This window comes from Proteus sp. ZN5, from assembly GCF_011046025.1.
GTDB lineage: Bacteria > Pseudomonadota > Gammaproteobacteria > Enterobacterales > Enterobacteriaceae > Proteus.
Map to the genome: position 1 here is coordinate 374,091 of NZ_CP047639.1, position 14,457 is coordinate 388,547.

General features: G+C 29.1%; 15 protein-coding genes. 13 read left to right on the plus strand and 2 right to left on the minus strand.

The window, feature by feature from the left end; genetic code table 11:
- Positions 1–476: 476 nt before the first annotated feature.
- From GTK47_RS01850 to GTK47_RS01910, 13 genes are all read left to right on the plus strand, one after another.
- On the plus strand, positions 477–1,850 hold the full coding sequence (locus GTK47_RS01850) for a lipopolysaccharide biosynthesis protein (RefSeq protein ID WP_241256057.1): 1,374 nt from the start codon (positions 477–479) through the stop codon (positions 1,848–1,850).
- The gene (locus GTK47_RS01855; RefSeq protein ID WP_165121943.1) at positions 1,850–3,214 is read left to right on the plus strand and encodes a Coenzyme F420 hydrogenase/dehydrogenase, beta subunit C-terminal domain; all 1,365 of its coding nucleotides are present in this window, start codon (positions 1,850–1,852) and stop codon (positions 3,212–3,214) included. Before GTK47_RS01850 ends, GTK47_RS01855 begins: the two co-directional genes overlap by 1 nt.
- A 5-nt stretch (positions 3,215–3,219) precedes the next feature.
- Positions 3,220–4,335, plus strand: coding sequence for a polysaccharide pyruvyl transferase family protein (locus GTK47_RS01860; RefSeq protein WP_165121944.1), 1,116 nt, complete (start codon positions 3,220–3,222; stop codon positions 4,333–4,335).
- Between the two features lie 12 nt (positions 4,336–4,347).
- Positions 4,348–5,253 carry a glycosyltransferase gene (locus tag GTK47_RS01865; protein WP_165121945.1) on the plus strand — a complete coding sequence of 302 codons (906 nt, stop codon included), beginning with the start codon at positions 4,348–4,350 and terminating at the stop codon, positions 5,251–5,253.
- A 1-nt stretch (position 5,254) separates the two neighbouring features.
- The gene (locus tag GTK47_RS01870; protein WP_165121946.1) at positions 5,255–6,322 is read left to right on the plus strand and encodes an EpsG family protein; all 1,068 of its coding nucleotides are present in this window, start codon (positions 5,255–5,257) and stop codon (positions 6,320–6,322) included.
- A gap of 8 nt (positions 6,323–6,330) precedes the next feature.
- Positions 6,331–7,467 (plus strand): glycosyltransferase, encoded by a 1,137-nt coding sequence (locus GTK47_RS01875; protein WP_165121947.1) that lies wholly within the window; start codon positions 6,331–6,333, stop codon positions 7,465–7,467.
- Positions 7,454–8,656 carry a CDP-glycerol glycerophosphotransferase family protein gene (locus tag GTK47_RS01880; protein ID WP_165121948.1) on the plus strand — a complete coding sequence of 401 codons (1,203 nt, stop codon included), beginning with the start codon at positions 7,454–7,456 and terminating at the stop codon, positions 8,654–8,656. The genes GTK47_RS01875 and GTK47_RS01880 overlap by 14 nt, the downstream gene beginning before the upstream one ends.
- Positions 8,641–9,036 carry an adenylyltransferase/cytidyltransferase family protein gene (locus GTK47_RS01885; protein ID WP_165121949.1) on the plus strand — a complete coding sequence of 132 codons (396 nt, stop codon included), beginning with the start codon at positions 8,641–8,643 and terminating at the stop codon, positions 9,034–9,036. The genes GTK47_RS01880 and GTK47_RS01885 overlap by 16 nt, the downstream gene beginning before the upstream one ends.
- Positions 9,037–9,093: 57 nt before the next feature.
- Positions 9,094–10,260, plus strand: coding sequence for a nucleotide sugar dehydrogenase (locus tag GTK47_RS01890; protein ID WP_165121950.1), 1,167 nt, complete (start codon positions 9,094–9,096; stop codon positions 10,258–10,260).
- Between the two features lie 11 nt (positions 10,261–10,271).
- Positions 10,272–10,775, plus strand: coding sequence for a tRNA (uridine(34)/cytosine(34)/5-carboxymethylaminomethyluridine(34)-2'-O)-methyltransferase TrmL (gene trmL / locus GTK47_RS01895; RefSeq protein WP_165121951.1), 504 nt, complete (start codon positions 10,272–10,274; stop codon positions 10,773–10,775).
- A 111-nt stretch (positions 10,776–10,886) separates the two neighbouring features.
- Positions 10,887–11,402, plus strand: coding sequence for a hypothetical protein (locus tag GTK47_RS01900; protein ID WP_165121952.1), 516 nt, complete (start codon positions 10,887–10,889; stop codon positions 11,400–11,402).
- Between the two features lie 45 nt (positions 11,403–11,447).
- Positions 11,448–12,556 (plus strand): IS3 family transposase gene (locus GTK47_RS01905; RefSeq protein ID WP_226538046.1). Its coding sequence is split into 2 segments (ribosomal slippage): positions 11,448–11,700 and positions 11,700–12,556, totalling 1,110 coding nucleotides; the frame shifts between segments, so codons are not numbered across the junction.
- On the plus strand, positions 12,544–13,056 hold the full coding sequence (locus tag GTK47_RS01910; protein ID WP_165121953.1) for a hypothetical protein: 513 nt from the start codon (positions 12,544–12,546) through the stop codon (positions 13,054–13,056). Before GTK47_RS01905 ends, GTK47_RS01910 begins: the two co-directional genes overlap by 13 nt.
- Before the next feature lie 25 nt (positions 13,057–13,081).
- Here GTK47_RS01910 and GTK47_RS01915 read toward each other — a convergent pair whose 3' ends face one another.
- Both GTK47_RS01915 and cysE read right to left on the minus strand, forming a co-directional pair.
- Complete coding sequence (locus GTK47_RS01915; protein ID WP_165121954.1) at positions 13,082–13,627, minus strand: serine acetyltransferase; 546 nt, start codon at positions 13,625–13,627, stop codon at positions 13,082–13,084.
- Positions 13,627–14,448, minus strand: coding sequence for a serine O-acetyltransferase (gene cysE, locus GTK47_RS01920; protein WP_165121955.1), 822 nt, complete (start codon positions 14,446–14,448; stop codon positions 13,627–13,629). The genes GTK47_RS01915 and cysE overlap by 1 nt, the downstream gene beginning before the upstream one ends.
- Positions 14,449–14,457: the final 9 nt, after the last annotated feature.

Below are 14,457 nucleotides of genomic sequence, written 5' to 3' on the forward strand. Positions count from 1 at the left end.
CATATTCTTTTTGTTAACGTTTGTTGATGCAATTCAGAATGATCTGGCTGAATCGACCGCTATTCCAGTATTTATATATCCTCAATCAATGGTAAAATACCCAGCTATTACTTGACCGTCTGGTTTGAAGAGTCTACTCTCAGTGCGGTTTTTAGCATATTGATAAAGTATGCTTATATAATCAAACCCTTATATTACAGATAGATAAGGGTTTATAAAAATGAATTTTGGCGCTCTGGGGGCCGTAAACCCAGTGCGGTAGCTATGGCTAATCAAATATAACCGAAAGAAAATAATATTTTTAATTTAAGATGACATATAATAAAAGAAATAAAACAATAATAAAAAACACATTGTTTTTATATTTTCGAATGGTATTGATTCTAGGTGTATCATTATATACATCTAGAGTTATATTAAAAATATTAGGTATCGAAGATTTTGGTATATATAACGTCGTAGGTGGTGTCGTTACGATGTTAACTTTTATTAGTGGAGCTATGACCTCAGCGACACAAAGATTTTTATCTTTTGAAATAGGCAAAAAAAATAAAGAAAGATTACTACAAACATTCAGAATGAGTATTAATATACAGATAATAATTATTATTTTTATAATTATTATCTCAGAAAGCATAGGTGTGTGGTTTATAAATAATTATTTATTAATTACTCCTAATAGAATACTTGCCGCTAATTTTGTTTTTCAGTATTCATTATTATCTTTTTGTTTTGTAATACTTAGCACTCCATACAAAGCCAACCTTATTGCTCATGAAAAAATGAATGTTTTTGCTTATATTAGTATAATTGATATCCTATTAAAACTAGGAGCAGTGTTAATTTTAGATTATATTTCTGGTGATAAATTAACAATCTACTCTATACTAATCGCCATAATTAGTATTTTAGTTTTCTGTACATTATATATTTATAATAAATTAAAATTCACAACAACTAGTTATAAAATTTACTGGAATAATGAACTTTTTTATTCATTATTTAGTTATACTGGTTGGAATCTATTTGGTAATATGGCATCTGTTGGAATGAACCAGGGAATTAATATATTATTAAATATTTTCTTTGGTCCGATTATCAATGCAGCAAGAGCAATATCATTTCAAGTAAATAGTGCCGTAAATGGATTTGTTACTAATTTACAATCAGCATTAAGCCCACAAATAGTAAAATCTTATGCAAATAATGATATATATTATCTAGAAAACCTAGTTTTATTAGGTTCTAGGTTTTCTTTCTTTTTAATTTTCTTTTTATCGCTTCCTATTTTATTAAAAACAGATACAGTACTGAGTCTTTGGTTAAATAATTACCCACCATATACATCCATATTTTGTCAATTAATTTTAATTGACTCTCTTATTAATAGCCTATCAGGGACATTAATGTCTGCCTTTCAAGCATCGGGGAAAATAAAAAAATATCAAATAACTATCGGCTCAATATTATTATTAAATATTCCAATTTCATATTTTTTTCTCTACTTAGGCTTAGAATCAACAGTAACATTTCTAGTCTGTATTAGTTTATCATTAATATCTTTATTCATACGTTTACTATTATTAAATGAATTATTCCCTGGTATTTCTAGAAAATTCTATACAACTGTATTTTGGCGTATTCTTGTTATATCTAGTATATCATATTATTCCGTGTGGCTTATCATCAAAAATTTTGAAGATAACTTAATTAATTTTCTTATAACTTGTATTATAAGTTGGCTTGTAATAACAATAAATGTCCTATTTTTCGGATTGTCTTATAATGAAAAATTAAAAATTAGAAATTTTTTAGTATTTAAATTTAAAAAGATTAAAGAATATAAATAATGAAAAAAAATCAATGTAACGATATTATCAAACTAGTTGTTAATAATAACTTATGTATAGGCTGTGGTTTATGTACATTAAAATGTAAAAATCATTCTTTAGTTATGTCAGAAACAAAATATGGTTTTTATGAAGCAAAAAAAATAAAAGATTGTAATTGTGATGGTGGCTGTTTAGATGTCTGTCCATTTAATCCATATCCAAAAGAAGAAATAAAAACAGAAAATGAAATATCAAAATTTTTTTTCAATAAAGAAAAAAAACATCATCCAAAAATTGGTTATTATATTTCCACATATGCCGGTTACTCTTATAAACATAGAGAAAGTTCATCGTCAGGTGGCATAGCCACTTATGTATTAGAAAAGCTTTTAGAGAATAACACTATTGATTATGTTATCTCAGTGAGATCTTCCAATAATTCTAGTAGACATTATGAATATAGGATCAGTAGTTCTAAAGAAGAACTAATAAAATCAGCAAAAACCAAATATTACCCAGTTACGCTATCTTTTGTTTTAAGTAAAATAAATGAGTTAGATGGCAATATCGCTGTTGTTGGTGTAGCTTGTTTTGTTAAAGCAATTCGATTAGCCCAATTAAATGATCCTATATTAAAAGATAGAATTAAATTTATTGTTGGAATTATATGTGGAGGCATAAAGAGTAGTTTTTTCTCCGAATATTTGGTAAGTAAAACAGGGACTAACCCTTATGAGTACTCAAAACCCGAATTTAGAATTAAAGATATTAATAGTAAAGCAAGTGATTACTCTTTTGGATGCTTTGACAAAACAAACAAGCAAAAGATAATAAAAATGTCTACAGTAGGTGATATGTGGGGGACCGGATTATTTAAATCAAATGCTTGTGATCTATGTGATGATGTAACAACTGAATTAGCTGATATTTCAGTTGGAGATGCCTGGATAAAACCATATTCAGATGATGGAAAAGGTAATAATGTATTAATAACAAGATCTCAGTTAGCAGAAGATATCATTATTAAAGGAATAAAAAATAATGATATATATATTACTAAATTATTAACAGAAGAATTTTTACAATCACAACAAGGTAGTTTTACTCACCGGCATAATGCTTTACAATTTCGAATAAAAGAATTACAGAAATTAGGAATATTAATTCCTCCTAAACGAGTATCAAATATAAAAATAGATATTCTTGAAAAATTAATACAAAAAATACGGATGAGAACTAGAAGAAAAAGCCTAGAGTTATGGTTAAAAGAAAAAAACCATATAACATTCGATAAAAATATGAAAATAGATTTAATATTCTTGAAAATTTTAACTAAACTAAATCATATTAAACGAAAAATAATACTTAAGGTCAAAGGATAATCTATATGAAAATAGGAATTTTAACCCAACCTCTTGTTACAAATTATGGTGGTTTGTTACAAGCTTATGCTTTGCAAGAATATTTAAGAAAAAATAATTTTGAAGCTTTAACTGTTAATATTCAACCTAAAAAACCAAAGCTTTGGGGAATAAAAGGCATCGTACTAAATGTTATAAAAAAATATATATTTAGAAAAAATTTTGTAACTATCTTTCCTCAGTCTAGAAAAGAAAAAAAATCAATTCGTAAGAATACATATAAATTTATAAAAAACAATATCAAAACAACAGTAAAAATAGAGTCTATAAAAAAAATAGATATACTTAAACAATATAACTTCAATGCTTATATTGTTGGTAGTGATCAAGTTTGGCGTCCTACATATTCTCCCAATATAAAAACTTATTTTTTAGATTTTTTAAAAGATGATACTAAAACGATTCGTATTGCTTATGCAGCTTCTTTTGGTTTAGATCACTGCAACGAGTTTACTCAAAAAGAATTAAATACTTGTTCTGAGCTAGCAAAAAAGTTTCATCTGATATCAGTTAGAGAAGATAGCGCTGTTGAGTTATGCAAGAAACATTTTAAAGTGAATGCTCAACATGTTTTAGACCCAACAATGTTATTAGATAAAAAAGATTATATTAAACTAATTGAAGAAGATAATACATTTAAAAATCCAGGTAATATGATGACATATATTCTAGATAAATCATCAGATAAACAAAAAATAATCGATATTGTTGCAAATAAATATAATTTAACTCCATATACTGTAATGCCAACATATATTGATAAAGTTTTTCCTCCAGTTACACAATGGCTACGCGGATTTATGGAAGCAGAATATGTTGTAACAGATTCATTTCATGGTGTTGTTTTCTCAATTATTTTTAATAAACCCTTTATAGCTATAGGAAATATTGAACGAGGTTTAGCTCGTTTTAGCTCTATTCTAAAAAAATTCAACTTAGAAGATAGAATTATATTTTCTTCAAAAGACTTAACTAGTGATTTTTTAAATCGTAATATTGATTATAATGTTATTAATAATATTTTATTAAAAGAAAAAGCTATAGCCTCATCAATTTTACTCAAAACTCTTCATAGTAAATAGGACATTCTTTTTATGATATCTGTTATCATTCCATGCTATAACGATTGGCAATCATTAGAAAAAAATATAAATTCATTACTATTATTTGTAGAAAAAATAGATGGTGAAATTATCATTATTGATGATGGAAGTACAGATCACCTTATGGAACACATAAAAAAAATAAGCAATCCACATTTAATCTATCTAGAACAAAAGAATCAAGGAGTTTCTTCAGCTAGAAATAAAGGTATTTTACATGCAAAAAAAGATAAACTTTTATTTTTAGATAGTGATGATTATATAAACTATGAACAATTAGCTAATTACCTTGAAGAAATAAATAATTTTGATTTGATATATTGGGATACAAAAAAAATATTTTCTAATAAAAAAAATATTATTTACAAAACAAATAAAGAAAAAAATATTAGAGATTTGGCACAATCATTATTGTATAGAAAATATTATTTATTTATAGGTAGTTTCATAATTTCAAAAAAAATTGCTAAAAAAGTAATGTTTAATATGAATTATAAATATGGTGAAGATTTGAAATTTATTTACGAGTGCATCAATAATATTTGTAATTTCACTAAAATAAATGATGTTTATCTTTTTTATATTCAAAGAAATAATTCAGCAATGTACACCTTTTCTAATAAAAGATTTGATAGTATTAAGGCATTAGAAAGTGTTTCCACAAGAAATAGTTTTTTTTCATCTGCTGATTTAGAATATACAATAAAGAAAGATAAAAAAATAATTATTAATAGTTTTATTCGCTCCTTTTCTTTAATAAATATCCATTCAAAAAGAAAGGAATTTTTAATTATAAATGACATAATTAAAGATATTTTTGGAAAAAATAAAATAATTTCTGAGATTAATTTTTTCTTATACTTAATAATATATAAACTTTACTTGCTAAGAAAATAATATGGCAATCTATATTTCATTTATAATAATAAATTTACTATTATTATCCACGCCTTTTAAATCTAATAATAATATTTATTATCCTTTAAGCTTTATATCTTATATTTTATTATTAACATTCTCTGGGTTTAGATATGGTATAGGTACTGATTATTTTAATTATGAAGATATATTTTTCAATATTCATAAAAATAATAATTACAATAGTGGGTTAGAATATGGTTTTTATTTCCTATCTAATGTATTACCACAAAAAAAAGAAGGCTTTTTTAGTCTTATATTCATAACATCACTTATAACAAATTTCATTTTGTTTTTAGCAATTAAAAATAGAGTTAAAGACAAAACACCACAAGAAAGATTCCTAATATTATTATATTTTTTTATAAGTAACTTATATTTTTTACCATTTAATGGGGTTAGACAAGGAATAGCATTTTCCTGCACATTATTATCATTTATCTTCATAAAAGAAAGGCGTTTTTTTTACTTCCTCATTTTAATTTTACTTGGTAGTTTATTCCACAAGTCAGTTTTATTATTTATTCCTTTTTATTTCATATATAATTTGAATGTTAAGAATTTTTTTTGTTTAAGTCTCGTATCTATATCTTTATTATTAGTAAAGTCAGGACTTTTCAAATTAGCAATAAGCATTTTTATAAGCATTTTAGGTGAAAAATACGTTCGATATTTAGAAAACCCTGTTGATTACGGGGGATCTGGTTTAGGTGTTTATGTATATGTTATTTTATTTCTATTTGTTTACTCTGTGAAATTTATCATCAAGAATAAACAAATGGAAACCAAAGAATATAACTTTTTATTTTTAATGTTCTCGATAGGGATTTCATTTAGAATATTTGCTTTAGATAACATTATATTTGTAAGACCATCATATTATTTTACTGTTTTTGATACTTTTTTTATTCCTCTATTTATTATGTGTTTTAATAAGAATAGGTTTATAGTATTTTCCGCTATAACATTCCTTTATTTAATTAGTTTTCTTGCATCATTATCAAATTCAAATGGTCTCCTACCTTATCAAAATATATTTATAAATTAGGTTAGAAAATGAAAAAAATTGCTATTCTAGTACCAAATTTAAAAGATAATGGCGTGAGTCGGGTTGCTGCTCTACACTCTATTATGTTTTCTAATGCAGGTTATAACGTAGATATAATTATTGAAGAAAATAAATCTATCAAATTTCCATATATAGGAAACTTGATAGATTTAAAAATAAAAAAGAAACATGGCATAATGAAGATAATTAATTTTTTATCTTTATATATAAAGATAAAAAGAATAAAGACCAATAATAAATATGATTTTTTTATTAGTCACATTCCTCATTGCGATATTATAAATGCTTTAACAAAAAGTGAAGAAGTTACTATATCAACAATTCATAATAATTTCGAAAAAAGATATTCTAAAGTTACAAAATTTTTATTAAAAAATATCATTTTAAAAAAATCAGATATAGTGGTTACTGTATCTAACGATTTAGCTCTAGCACTTAAAAATAAATATTCAAGTTATAATAAAATTGTTAATATTCCAAACCCTATTGAGCTTAATTTAATTAAAGAGTCATTAAAAGAAAACTTGCCTGAACATCTTAAAAATAAAAAGTTCATATTAAATATTGGTAGGTTAGACTCACAAAAAGGACAATGGCATTTAATAAAATCATTCTATTTAACATTAAGAAAACAACCAAATATATACTTAGTAATAATAGGTGAGGGTCCAGAAAAAATAGCATTAAAAAAATTATGTGAGGATTTAAATATAAGCAAAAAAGTATTTTTTGAAGGATTTAAAGAAAATCCATTTATCTACCTAAATCATTCTTCAGTCTTTGTTTTTCCTTCATTATATGAGGGATTACCAATGGTATTAATCGAAGCGATGGCTTGCAGAGCACCGATTATTTCTAGCGATTGTTTCTCTGGACCAAGAGAACTTTTAATTAAAGACAATATCACTTATGGGAAATTAATACCCAATAAAAGCAATATTGCTTCTTTAAAAACAAAAAATATAGAAGATTATGATAGGTTAATTTCCAATGAAATATTATCTATACTTGAAGATTCAAACAATCTAAAATCAACCCTAGATTTAGCTGAAGAGCGAGCTAAAGATTTTAAATTAGAAAATATTTTTTTAAAATGGAAGGATTTATTTGATGAGTACAACTAAAAATTTCAGAAATAAATACCTTTTTCATAGGATGATGCATTTTATAAAAGGAATTTTATTTTCTTTATATTATTCATATATATACACAAAGAGAAAAAAAACCATTATATTTAACTCTGCTTGTAATCAAGAATTCACTTGGAATGCTAAAAGTTTATTCTTACACTCTAAAGAAAAATTAGAGGATCTTGGTTTTAAAGTATACTTTGTTATTAATGATAAAAATAAAAGGGAATACTTAACATCTATATATGGTAATTATTTTATCTGCAACAAAAAAAAATGTAATATTATAAAAATATACACTGCATCTGTTTGGATTTTAAGTACATTAGAAACGCCTTGCTCTGGTATATTTTTAAATAGAAAAAGATTTGTATATCATTTAGGACATGGCACACCAATAAAAAACATAGGATTATGTGAAAATAATTTAGGTTTTTTAAAAAAATTTTTTTATTTAATAAACAGAAGTAACATTTCATTATTCTTAAGCTCTTCTGCTTTTTTTACAAAATATATGTCCAATGCATTTGGTGTTAATGAGAAAAAAATTATTGTAGCTCCTCAACCTAGAGTTGAAGACTTATTAAACAAAAAAAACCTCAATTTTCCCTTTGATGTAGATAAAAAATATATACTATACGCCCCTACTTGGCGCCATTATGAAAATGTAAAATTGTTTCCTTACTTTGAAAATAATATAGACTATTTAAATGAAGTACTTAAAAGTCTTAACGTAATTATTTTATTAAGATTACACCCAAGATTTGAAACTAGTTTAGATAAGTATATAAGAACTAATATATTAAATTTTAACTCAGAAATTTGTGATGATATTTCTGATGCTCTATATTTTACCTCTGGCCTAATTACTGATTACTCTAGCATTTACTGTGATTATTTATTGCTAAAAAAACCTGTAGCTTTATTACCTTATGATTTAGAAAAATATACTCAAGAAATAGGTTTTTCATTTCAATATCAGGAAATATTTCCAAAGAAAATAATAAATAACAATATTGATTTTATAAATTTCTGTAATGATGTTTCTAATAACCTCTTTAATATTACTGAACAAGATAATTTAGCAAAGAAATTAAATTTCATCCCTAATAACTGTTCAAGCATAGATTATAATATATCTATTATACTGAAGGAGTATAAAAAAAGATGGCCGTCAGAGTAATAACATTTGGAACATTTGATGTCTTTCATATAGGACACATAAGGATCCTTGAAAGAGCCCGTAAACTTGGTGATTATTTAATTGTTGGAGTTTCATCTGATGAATTAAATTTTAAAAAGAAAAATAGATATCCTATATATAACCAAAATGATAGGCTTGATATTATATCATCTCTAAAATATGTAGATGAAGTATTTATAGAAAACTCTTTAGAATTAAAAGGTCAATATATTAAATCGTTCAATGCAGATATTTTAGTCATGGGTAATGATTGGGAAGGTAAATTTGACCAATTTAAAGAATTATGTGATGTCATATATCTTCCTAGGACACCATCTATATCTACTACTGAAATTATAGAAATAGCCAAAGAAAGATAAATATCACCTCTCTCCTTCTAGTAATTTTCTATATCTTTTATATGGTTCTAATTAATTATGAAAATCACCATCTCAGGAACCGGCTATGTCGGTCTATCTAACGGAATACTTCTTTCCCAACACAACAAAGTCGTTGCGTTAGATATCAATAAAGAAAAAGTTGAATTGCTTAACAAAAAAATCTCTCCAATTACAGATAAAGAAATTGAAGAGTTTTTAGCAACCAAAGAGCTCGATTTTACTGCAACCTTAGATAAAGAATTTGCTTATAAAGATGCTGATTTCGTTATCATTGCAACACCTACCGATTACGATCCTAAAACAAATTACTTTAACACCTCTTCTGTAGAGTCTGTTATCCGTGATGTTTTAGAATATAATCCAAGCACGACAATGATTATTAAATCAACCATTCCTGTTGGTTTTACCAAAGAAATGAGAGAGAAATATAATACAGATAATATTATTTTCTCACCTGAATTCTTACGTGAAGGTCGTGCGCTTTACGATAACTTATACCCATCTCGTATTGTGATTGGTGAACAATCAGAAAGAGCACAAAAATTTGCTGACCTTTTACAACAAGGCGCATTAAAGAAAGACATTGATGTTCTGTTCACGGATTCAACAGAAGCAGAGGCTATTAAATTATTTGCGAATACTTATTTAGCGCTCCGTGTTGCTTACTTTAATGAGCTTGATAGCTATGCAGAATCTTACGGTTTGAACTCAAAACAAATCATCGAGGGCGTCTGTTTAGATCCCCGTATCGGCAATCATTATAATAATCCATCGTTTGGTTATGGTGGTTACTGCTTACCAAAAGATACTAAACAGTTATTAGCAAACTACGACTCTGTCCCTAATAATATTATTAGTGCCATCGTTGAAGCTAACCGCACACGTAAAGACTTTATTGCAGACTCAATTATCGCTAAATCACCGAAAATTGTGGGTGTTTATCGTTTAATTATGAAGTCTGGTTCTGATAATTTCCGTTCTTCTTCTATCCAAGGCATTATGAAACGCATTAAAGCCAAAGGAATTGAAGTGGTAATTTATGAGCCAGAGATGAAAGAAGAAACCTTCTTTAATTCAAAATTAGTTCGTGATTTAAATGAATTTAAATCAATCTCTGATGTTATTATTACCAATAGAATGTCATCAGTGCTAAACGACGTTGAAGAAAAAGTTTATACTCGTGACCTCTTTGGTAACGACTAAATCTATTTTATATGCTCAATATCGTCTTATTTGAACCCGAAATTCCACCGAATACGGGTAATATTATCCGCCTGTGTGCTAATACAGGCTTTCATCTTCATCTAATCCAACCATTGGGTTTTACTTGGGATGATAAACGTCTACGTCGTGCAGGGCTTGATTATCGTGAGTTTGCTGATATTAAGCAGCATCACGATTACTACGCTTTTTTAGAAAGTGAAGGTTTAAACCCTGATAATGCACAATCACCGACAGGTGTACGAGTATTTGCGTTAACGACAAAAGGAACACCAGCACATAGCAATGTTAGCTATCAAGATGGAGATTATCTCCTTTTTGGACCTGAAACTCGTGGTTTACCGCCTTATGTGTTGGATAATATGCCGACACAGCAGAAAATCAGAGTTCCAATGCTTGCTGATAGCCGTAGCATGAACCTGTCAAATACTGTGGCTGTTGTGGTTTTTGAAGCATGGCGCCAACTTGGTTATCCTGGTGCGTTATTAAAAGATTGATTTACTATTAGTCAATAATTTTTAAAGCGTTTTATCTTCCTCTAGATAAACGCTTTTTTATTACATAAAATTTGATTAACTTACCTAAAAACAATGGCCAAAGGCTATAAAATGCATAATGTAACCTTATCATTTAAATATTCTCATCATATTAGTCAGTATATATATGGATTCTTGCTTTTAAAAAAGTATAACATTATAAAAATATCAAATATAAATAATAATATTACTGGTGCTCAGCATATATTAAGGGCCAATGTTGATGGAAAAAAAATAGTTTATGACGCAAATGATGGTGATCATATTGAAAGAAATTTTTTTTCTATTCCTGATTATGATTGGTGTGATTTATATTTTAAAAGAAGTTACTCTGAAAAACTTGCTAACAAATTTCCAAAATGTAGGCCTCTTGGATTTAACTATGAGATAAAACCCGTATATGGAGTAGTGGATAATTTATTGGGAAACATTCGGAGAATATTGGGTAAAGAAATTGTAAGGCATTATGACCTCGAAACCATACCAAAAGTATCAAACAATCCCAGAGTTTTATTTTTAACCCGATTATGGGAACCAGAAGTTATTTCTGAAGACTCTAGCTGTATATGTCCACTTCCCCTAAAATAAGACAGCTATAATTAGATTTTCTGCCTAAAATTTGCAGAGGTCATGATGAAAAAAGCCCGTTTTACTGAAACTCAAATCGTTAATATTTTAAAACTCGCTGATTCAGGGATGAAAGTGGAAGATATTTGCCGCCAAAATGGGATCAGCAATGCCACTTACTATAACTGGAAATCAAAGTATGGTGGCATGGAAGCTAATGATGTTAAACGATTAAAAGAGCTTGAAGATGAAAACGCGAAACTGAAAAAGCTCTTTGCGGAAGTTAGCCTTGAAAACCATGCAATGAAGGAGCTTTTCGCAAAAAAGGGTTGGTAGTGGCTGAAAAGAAATCCTGCACTCAATCATTAAAAGAGGCGGGCTTATCAGTCATTAAAGCGTGTAAACTCACATCGCTACCTCGCGCTTCGTTTTATCGGAAGACTCAAAATTGGCGAGAGAAAGATAAAATCGTCATCGATGCCATACAATCCGTTTTAACGAAATCGCCACAATCAGGATTCTGGAAATGTTATTTCCGACTGAGATTTCAAGGCTATCCTTTTAATCATAAACGAGTTTATCGCGTTTATTGTCGATTAGGATTGAATCTGAAACGACGGGTTAAAAAAGTACTTCCGAAGCGTGAAAAAAGACCATTAGTGATTGAAAAAGTCCCAAATATTCAATGGGCATTGGATTTTATGCACGACAGTTTATATTGCGGCAAACGCTTTAGAACCCTCAACATTATTGATGAAGGAACGCGTGAATGCTTGGCGATTGAGATTGATACATCATTGCCTGCGGAACGCCTCATCAGGGTGCTTGAGCGTTTAAAAGCTGAAAGAGGGTTACCAAAGCAGATCCGAGTCGATAATGGGCCTGAACTTATTTCAGTTAACTTATTGAATTACTGTGAAGATAACCAAATATCGCTATGCCATATTCAACCGGGAAAACCGCAACAAAATGGGTTTATCGAACGTTTTAATGGCTCGTTTCGACGTGAATTTTTAAATGCGTATTTATTTGAATCGTTAAGCCAAGTGCGAGAATTAGCATGGTTTTGGCAGCAAGATTATAACCAAAATCGAACTCACGAAAGTTTAAATCACCTCCCACCGGAGGCCTATCGTCAACAGTTAGAAAACTCTAATTTGGTGTGTCTCAATTAAAGGGGAGTGGACATATAGAAATAGAAAAATATAATGAAATAAAAAAACTCAATAGATTTAGAATTGATGCTTTAAATATGTTAAATGAGAATTTTAAAGAAATATCTACTATTGGTATTAATGATATTGAGTATTCTAGAAAAATTGCTCCTAATTTTATTTTACCTAAAACACAAACTCATCGCAGACATTTTATTAATATAATGAAAAATCATGAAATATGTATTACATCAACTGGTTTACATCAATCCACGGGATGGCGATTTGGGGAGTTTGTTGCATCTTCACGAGCTATAATATCGGAACCTTTAGAATATATCGTTCCAGGAGATTTTAATAATTATCTTCCATTTGAAAATGTAGAAGAATTATATCAATCTGTTAATAACCTCGTGAATGATAAAGAACTTAGGTATGAAATGATGGAAAAAAACTATCATTATTATAATAATTATTTAAAACCTGATAGATTAATTTTAAATACTCTACTTTCTATCTAACTTGAATAGGTACTATTAAAGTACCTTAATTTATATTTACTACTATCTTATTAATATACCTGCACCCTTCCCCCACATCCTTCAATACCAATGCGTGAGCACCAATCACAGCGTTATCACCTATTTCTATCTCTCCGCCGATAATCGAAGAATTACAGCCAATATAAACATGGTTGCCAACTCGAATATCTGCTTTGCCATCTTTTTCTTTTACTCCAATGGTGACACCTTGCATTAATGTCACATTCTCACCTAGTTGGCAGTAATTAGTCAGTACGATCCCTATGGGATGAGGTAATGAAAAGCCTTTACCTATGCGTGTTCTTAGTGAGATATCGTTGCAGTATTTACGATTATTTTTAGCACCGATACGAATACCAAGTTTTTTAAGAAAACGATTTTTAGAGAAATAAAAGAATTGGGCGACACGCCACCAAAAAAGATAACGCGAACGCTGGCAGAAAAAGACGCGATGAAAAAGTCTTATCCAACTAAAAGGCTTGTTATCACCGATATATTCAGCATGTAAACAAGCCTTAAGTTCAGAGAGTGTAACTTCAGTTAAAGCCATTAAATGCCATCACCACATTCAAAACCAGGCACCACACCATTAAAGTGTTGATCCATATCGAGTGAAGGCTTATCACTAGTGGGTTTACCGACAATACGGGCAGGAACTCCTGCAACAGTGGTGTGTGCTGGTACTTCATGTAATACCACAGAACCAGCACCAATTTTAGCACCGCGGCCAATCTCAATATTGCCGAGTATTTTAGCACCTGCTCCAATCATTACACCTTCGCGCACTTTAGGATGGCGATCGCCACAGGTTTTACCTGTTCCTCCTAGAGTGACAGATTGTAGGATAGAAACGTCATTCTCAACGATAGCGGTTTCACCAATCACAATACCTGTGGCGTGATCAAGCATAATGCCATGACCAATGCGAGCGGCTGGGTGAATATCGACACCAAAAGTGACAGAAATCTGGTTTTGTAGGTAAATGGCAAGTGCTTTACGATCTTGTCCCCATAACCAATGTGCTATGCGATAAGCTTGTAAGGCATGAAAACCTTTTAGATAAAGCAGAGGTGTAGAGTATTTATCAACTGCGGGATCGCGTAAACGAACTGCTGAAATATCGTAAGCCGCAGACTCAATCATTGAGTCATCACTACGATATGCCTCTTCAACAATCTCACGAACAGCAATCGCAGGCATAGTTTGGGTTGCTAGCTTGTTCGCCAGCATATAGCTTAAGGCACTACCTAAATTTTCATGCTTGAGTAATGTCGCATGGAAGAAACTCGCCAAAATTGGCTCGCAATCTGCCAAACATCTTGCTTCATCTTTAATATGATCCCAGACTCTTTTTAGTTCTTCTAGCGACATACTCACTCT

What these genes read in the sequence shown, in the direction of transcription:
- GTK47_RS01850 (WP_241256057.1), top strand. Translation starts at nt 477, where the DNA reads ATGTTAACTTTTATTAGTGGAGCTATGACCTCAGCGACACAAAGATTT.
- GTK47_RS01855 (WP_165121943.1), top strand. Translation starts at nt 1,850, where the DNA reads ATGAAAAAAAATCAATGTAACGATATTATCAAACTAGTTGTTAATAAT.
- GTK47_RS01860 (WP_165121944.1), top strand. Translation starts at nt 3,220, where the DNA reads ATGAAAATAGGAATTTTAACCCAACCTCTTGTTACAAATTATGGTGGT.
- GTK47_RS01865 (WP_165121945.1), top strand. Translation starts at nt 4,348, where the DNA reads ATGATATCTGTTATCATTCCATGCTATAACGATTGGCAATCATTAGAA.
- GTK47_RS01870 (WP_165121946.1), top strand. Translation starts at nt 5,255, where the DNA reads ATGGCAATCTATATTTCATTTATAATAATAAATTTACTATTATTATCC.
- GTK47_RS01875 (WP_165121947.1), top strand. Translation starts at nt 6,331, where the DNA reads ATGAAAAAAATTGCTATTCTAGTACCAAATTTAAAAGATAATGGCGTG.
- GTK47_RS01880 (WP_165121948.1), top strand. Translation starts at nt 7,454, where the DNA reads ATGAGTACAACTAAAAATTTCAGAAATAAATACCTTTTTCATAGGATG.
- GTK47_RS01885 (WP_165121949.1), top strand. Translation starts at nt 8,641, where the DNA reads ATGGCCGTCAGAGTAATAACATTTGGAACATTTGATGTCTTTCATATA.
- GTK47_RS01890 (WP_165121950.1), top strand. Translation starts at nt 9,094, where the DNA reads ATGAAAATCACCATCTCAGGAACCGGCTATGTCGGTCTATCTAACGGA.
- trmL (WP_165121951.1), top strand. Translation starts at nt 10,272, where the DNA reads ATGCTCAATATCGTCTTATTTGAACCCGAAATTCCACCGAATACGGGT.
- GTK47_RS01900 (WP_165121952.1), top strand. Translation starts at nt 10,887, where the DNA reads ATGCATAATGTAACCTTATCATTTAAATATTCTCATCATATTAGTCAG.
- GTK47_RS01915 (WP_165121954.1), bottom strand. Translation starts at nt 13,627, where the DNA reads ATGGCTTTAACTGAAGTTACACTCTCTGAACTTAAGGCTTGTTTACAT.
- cysE (WP_165121955.1), bottom strand. Translation starts at nt 14,448, where the DNA reads ATGTCGCTAGAAGAACTAAAAAGAGTCTGGGATCATATTAAAGATGAA.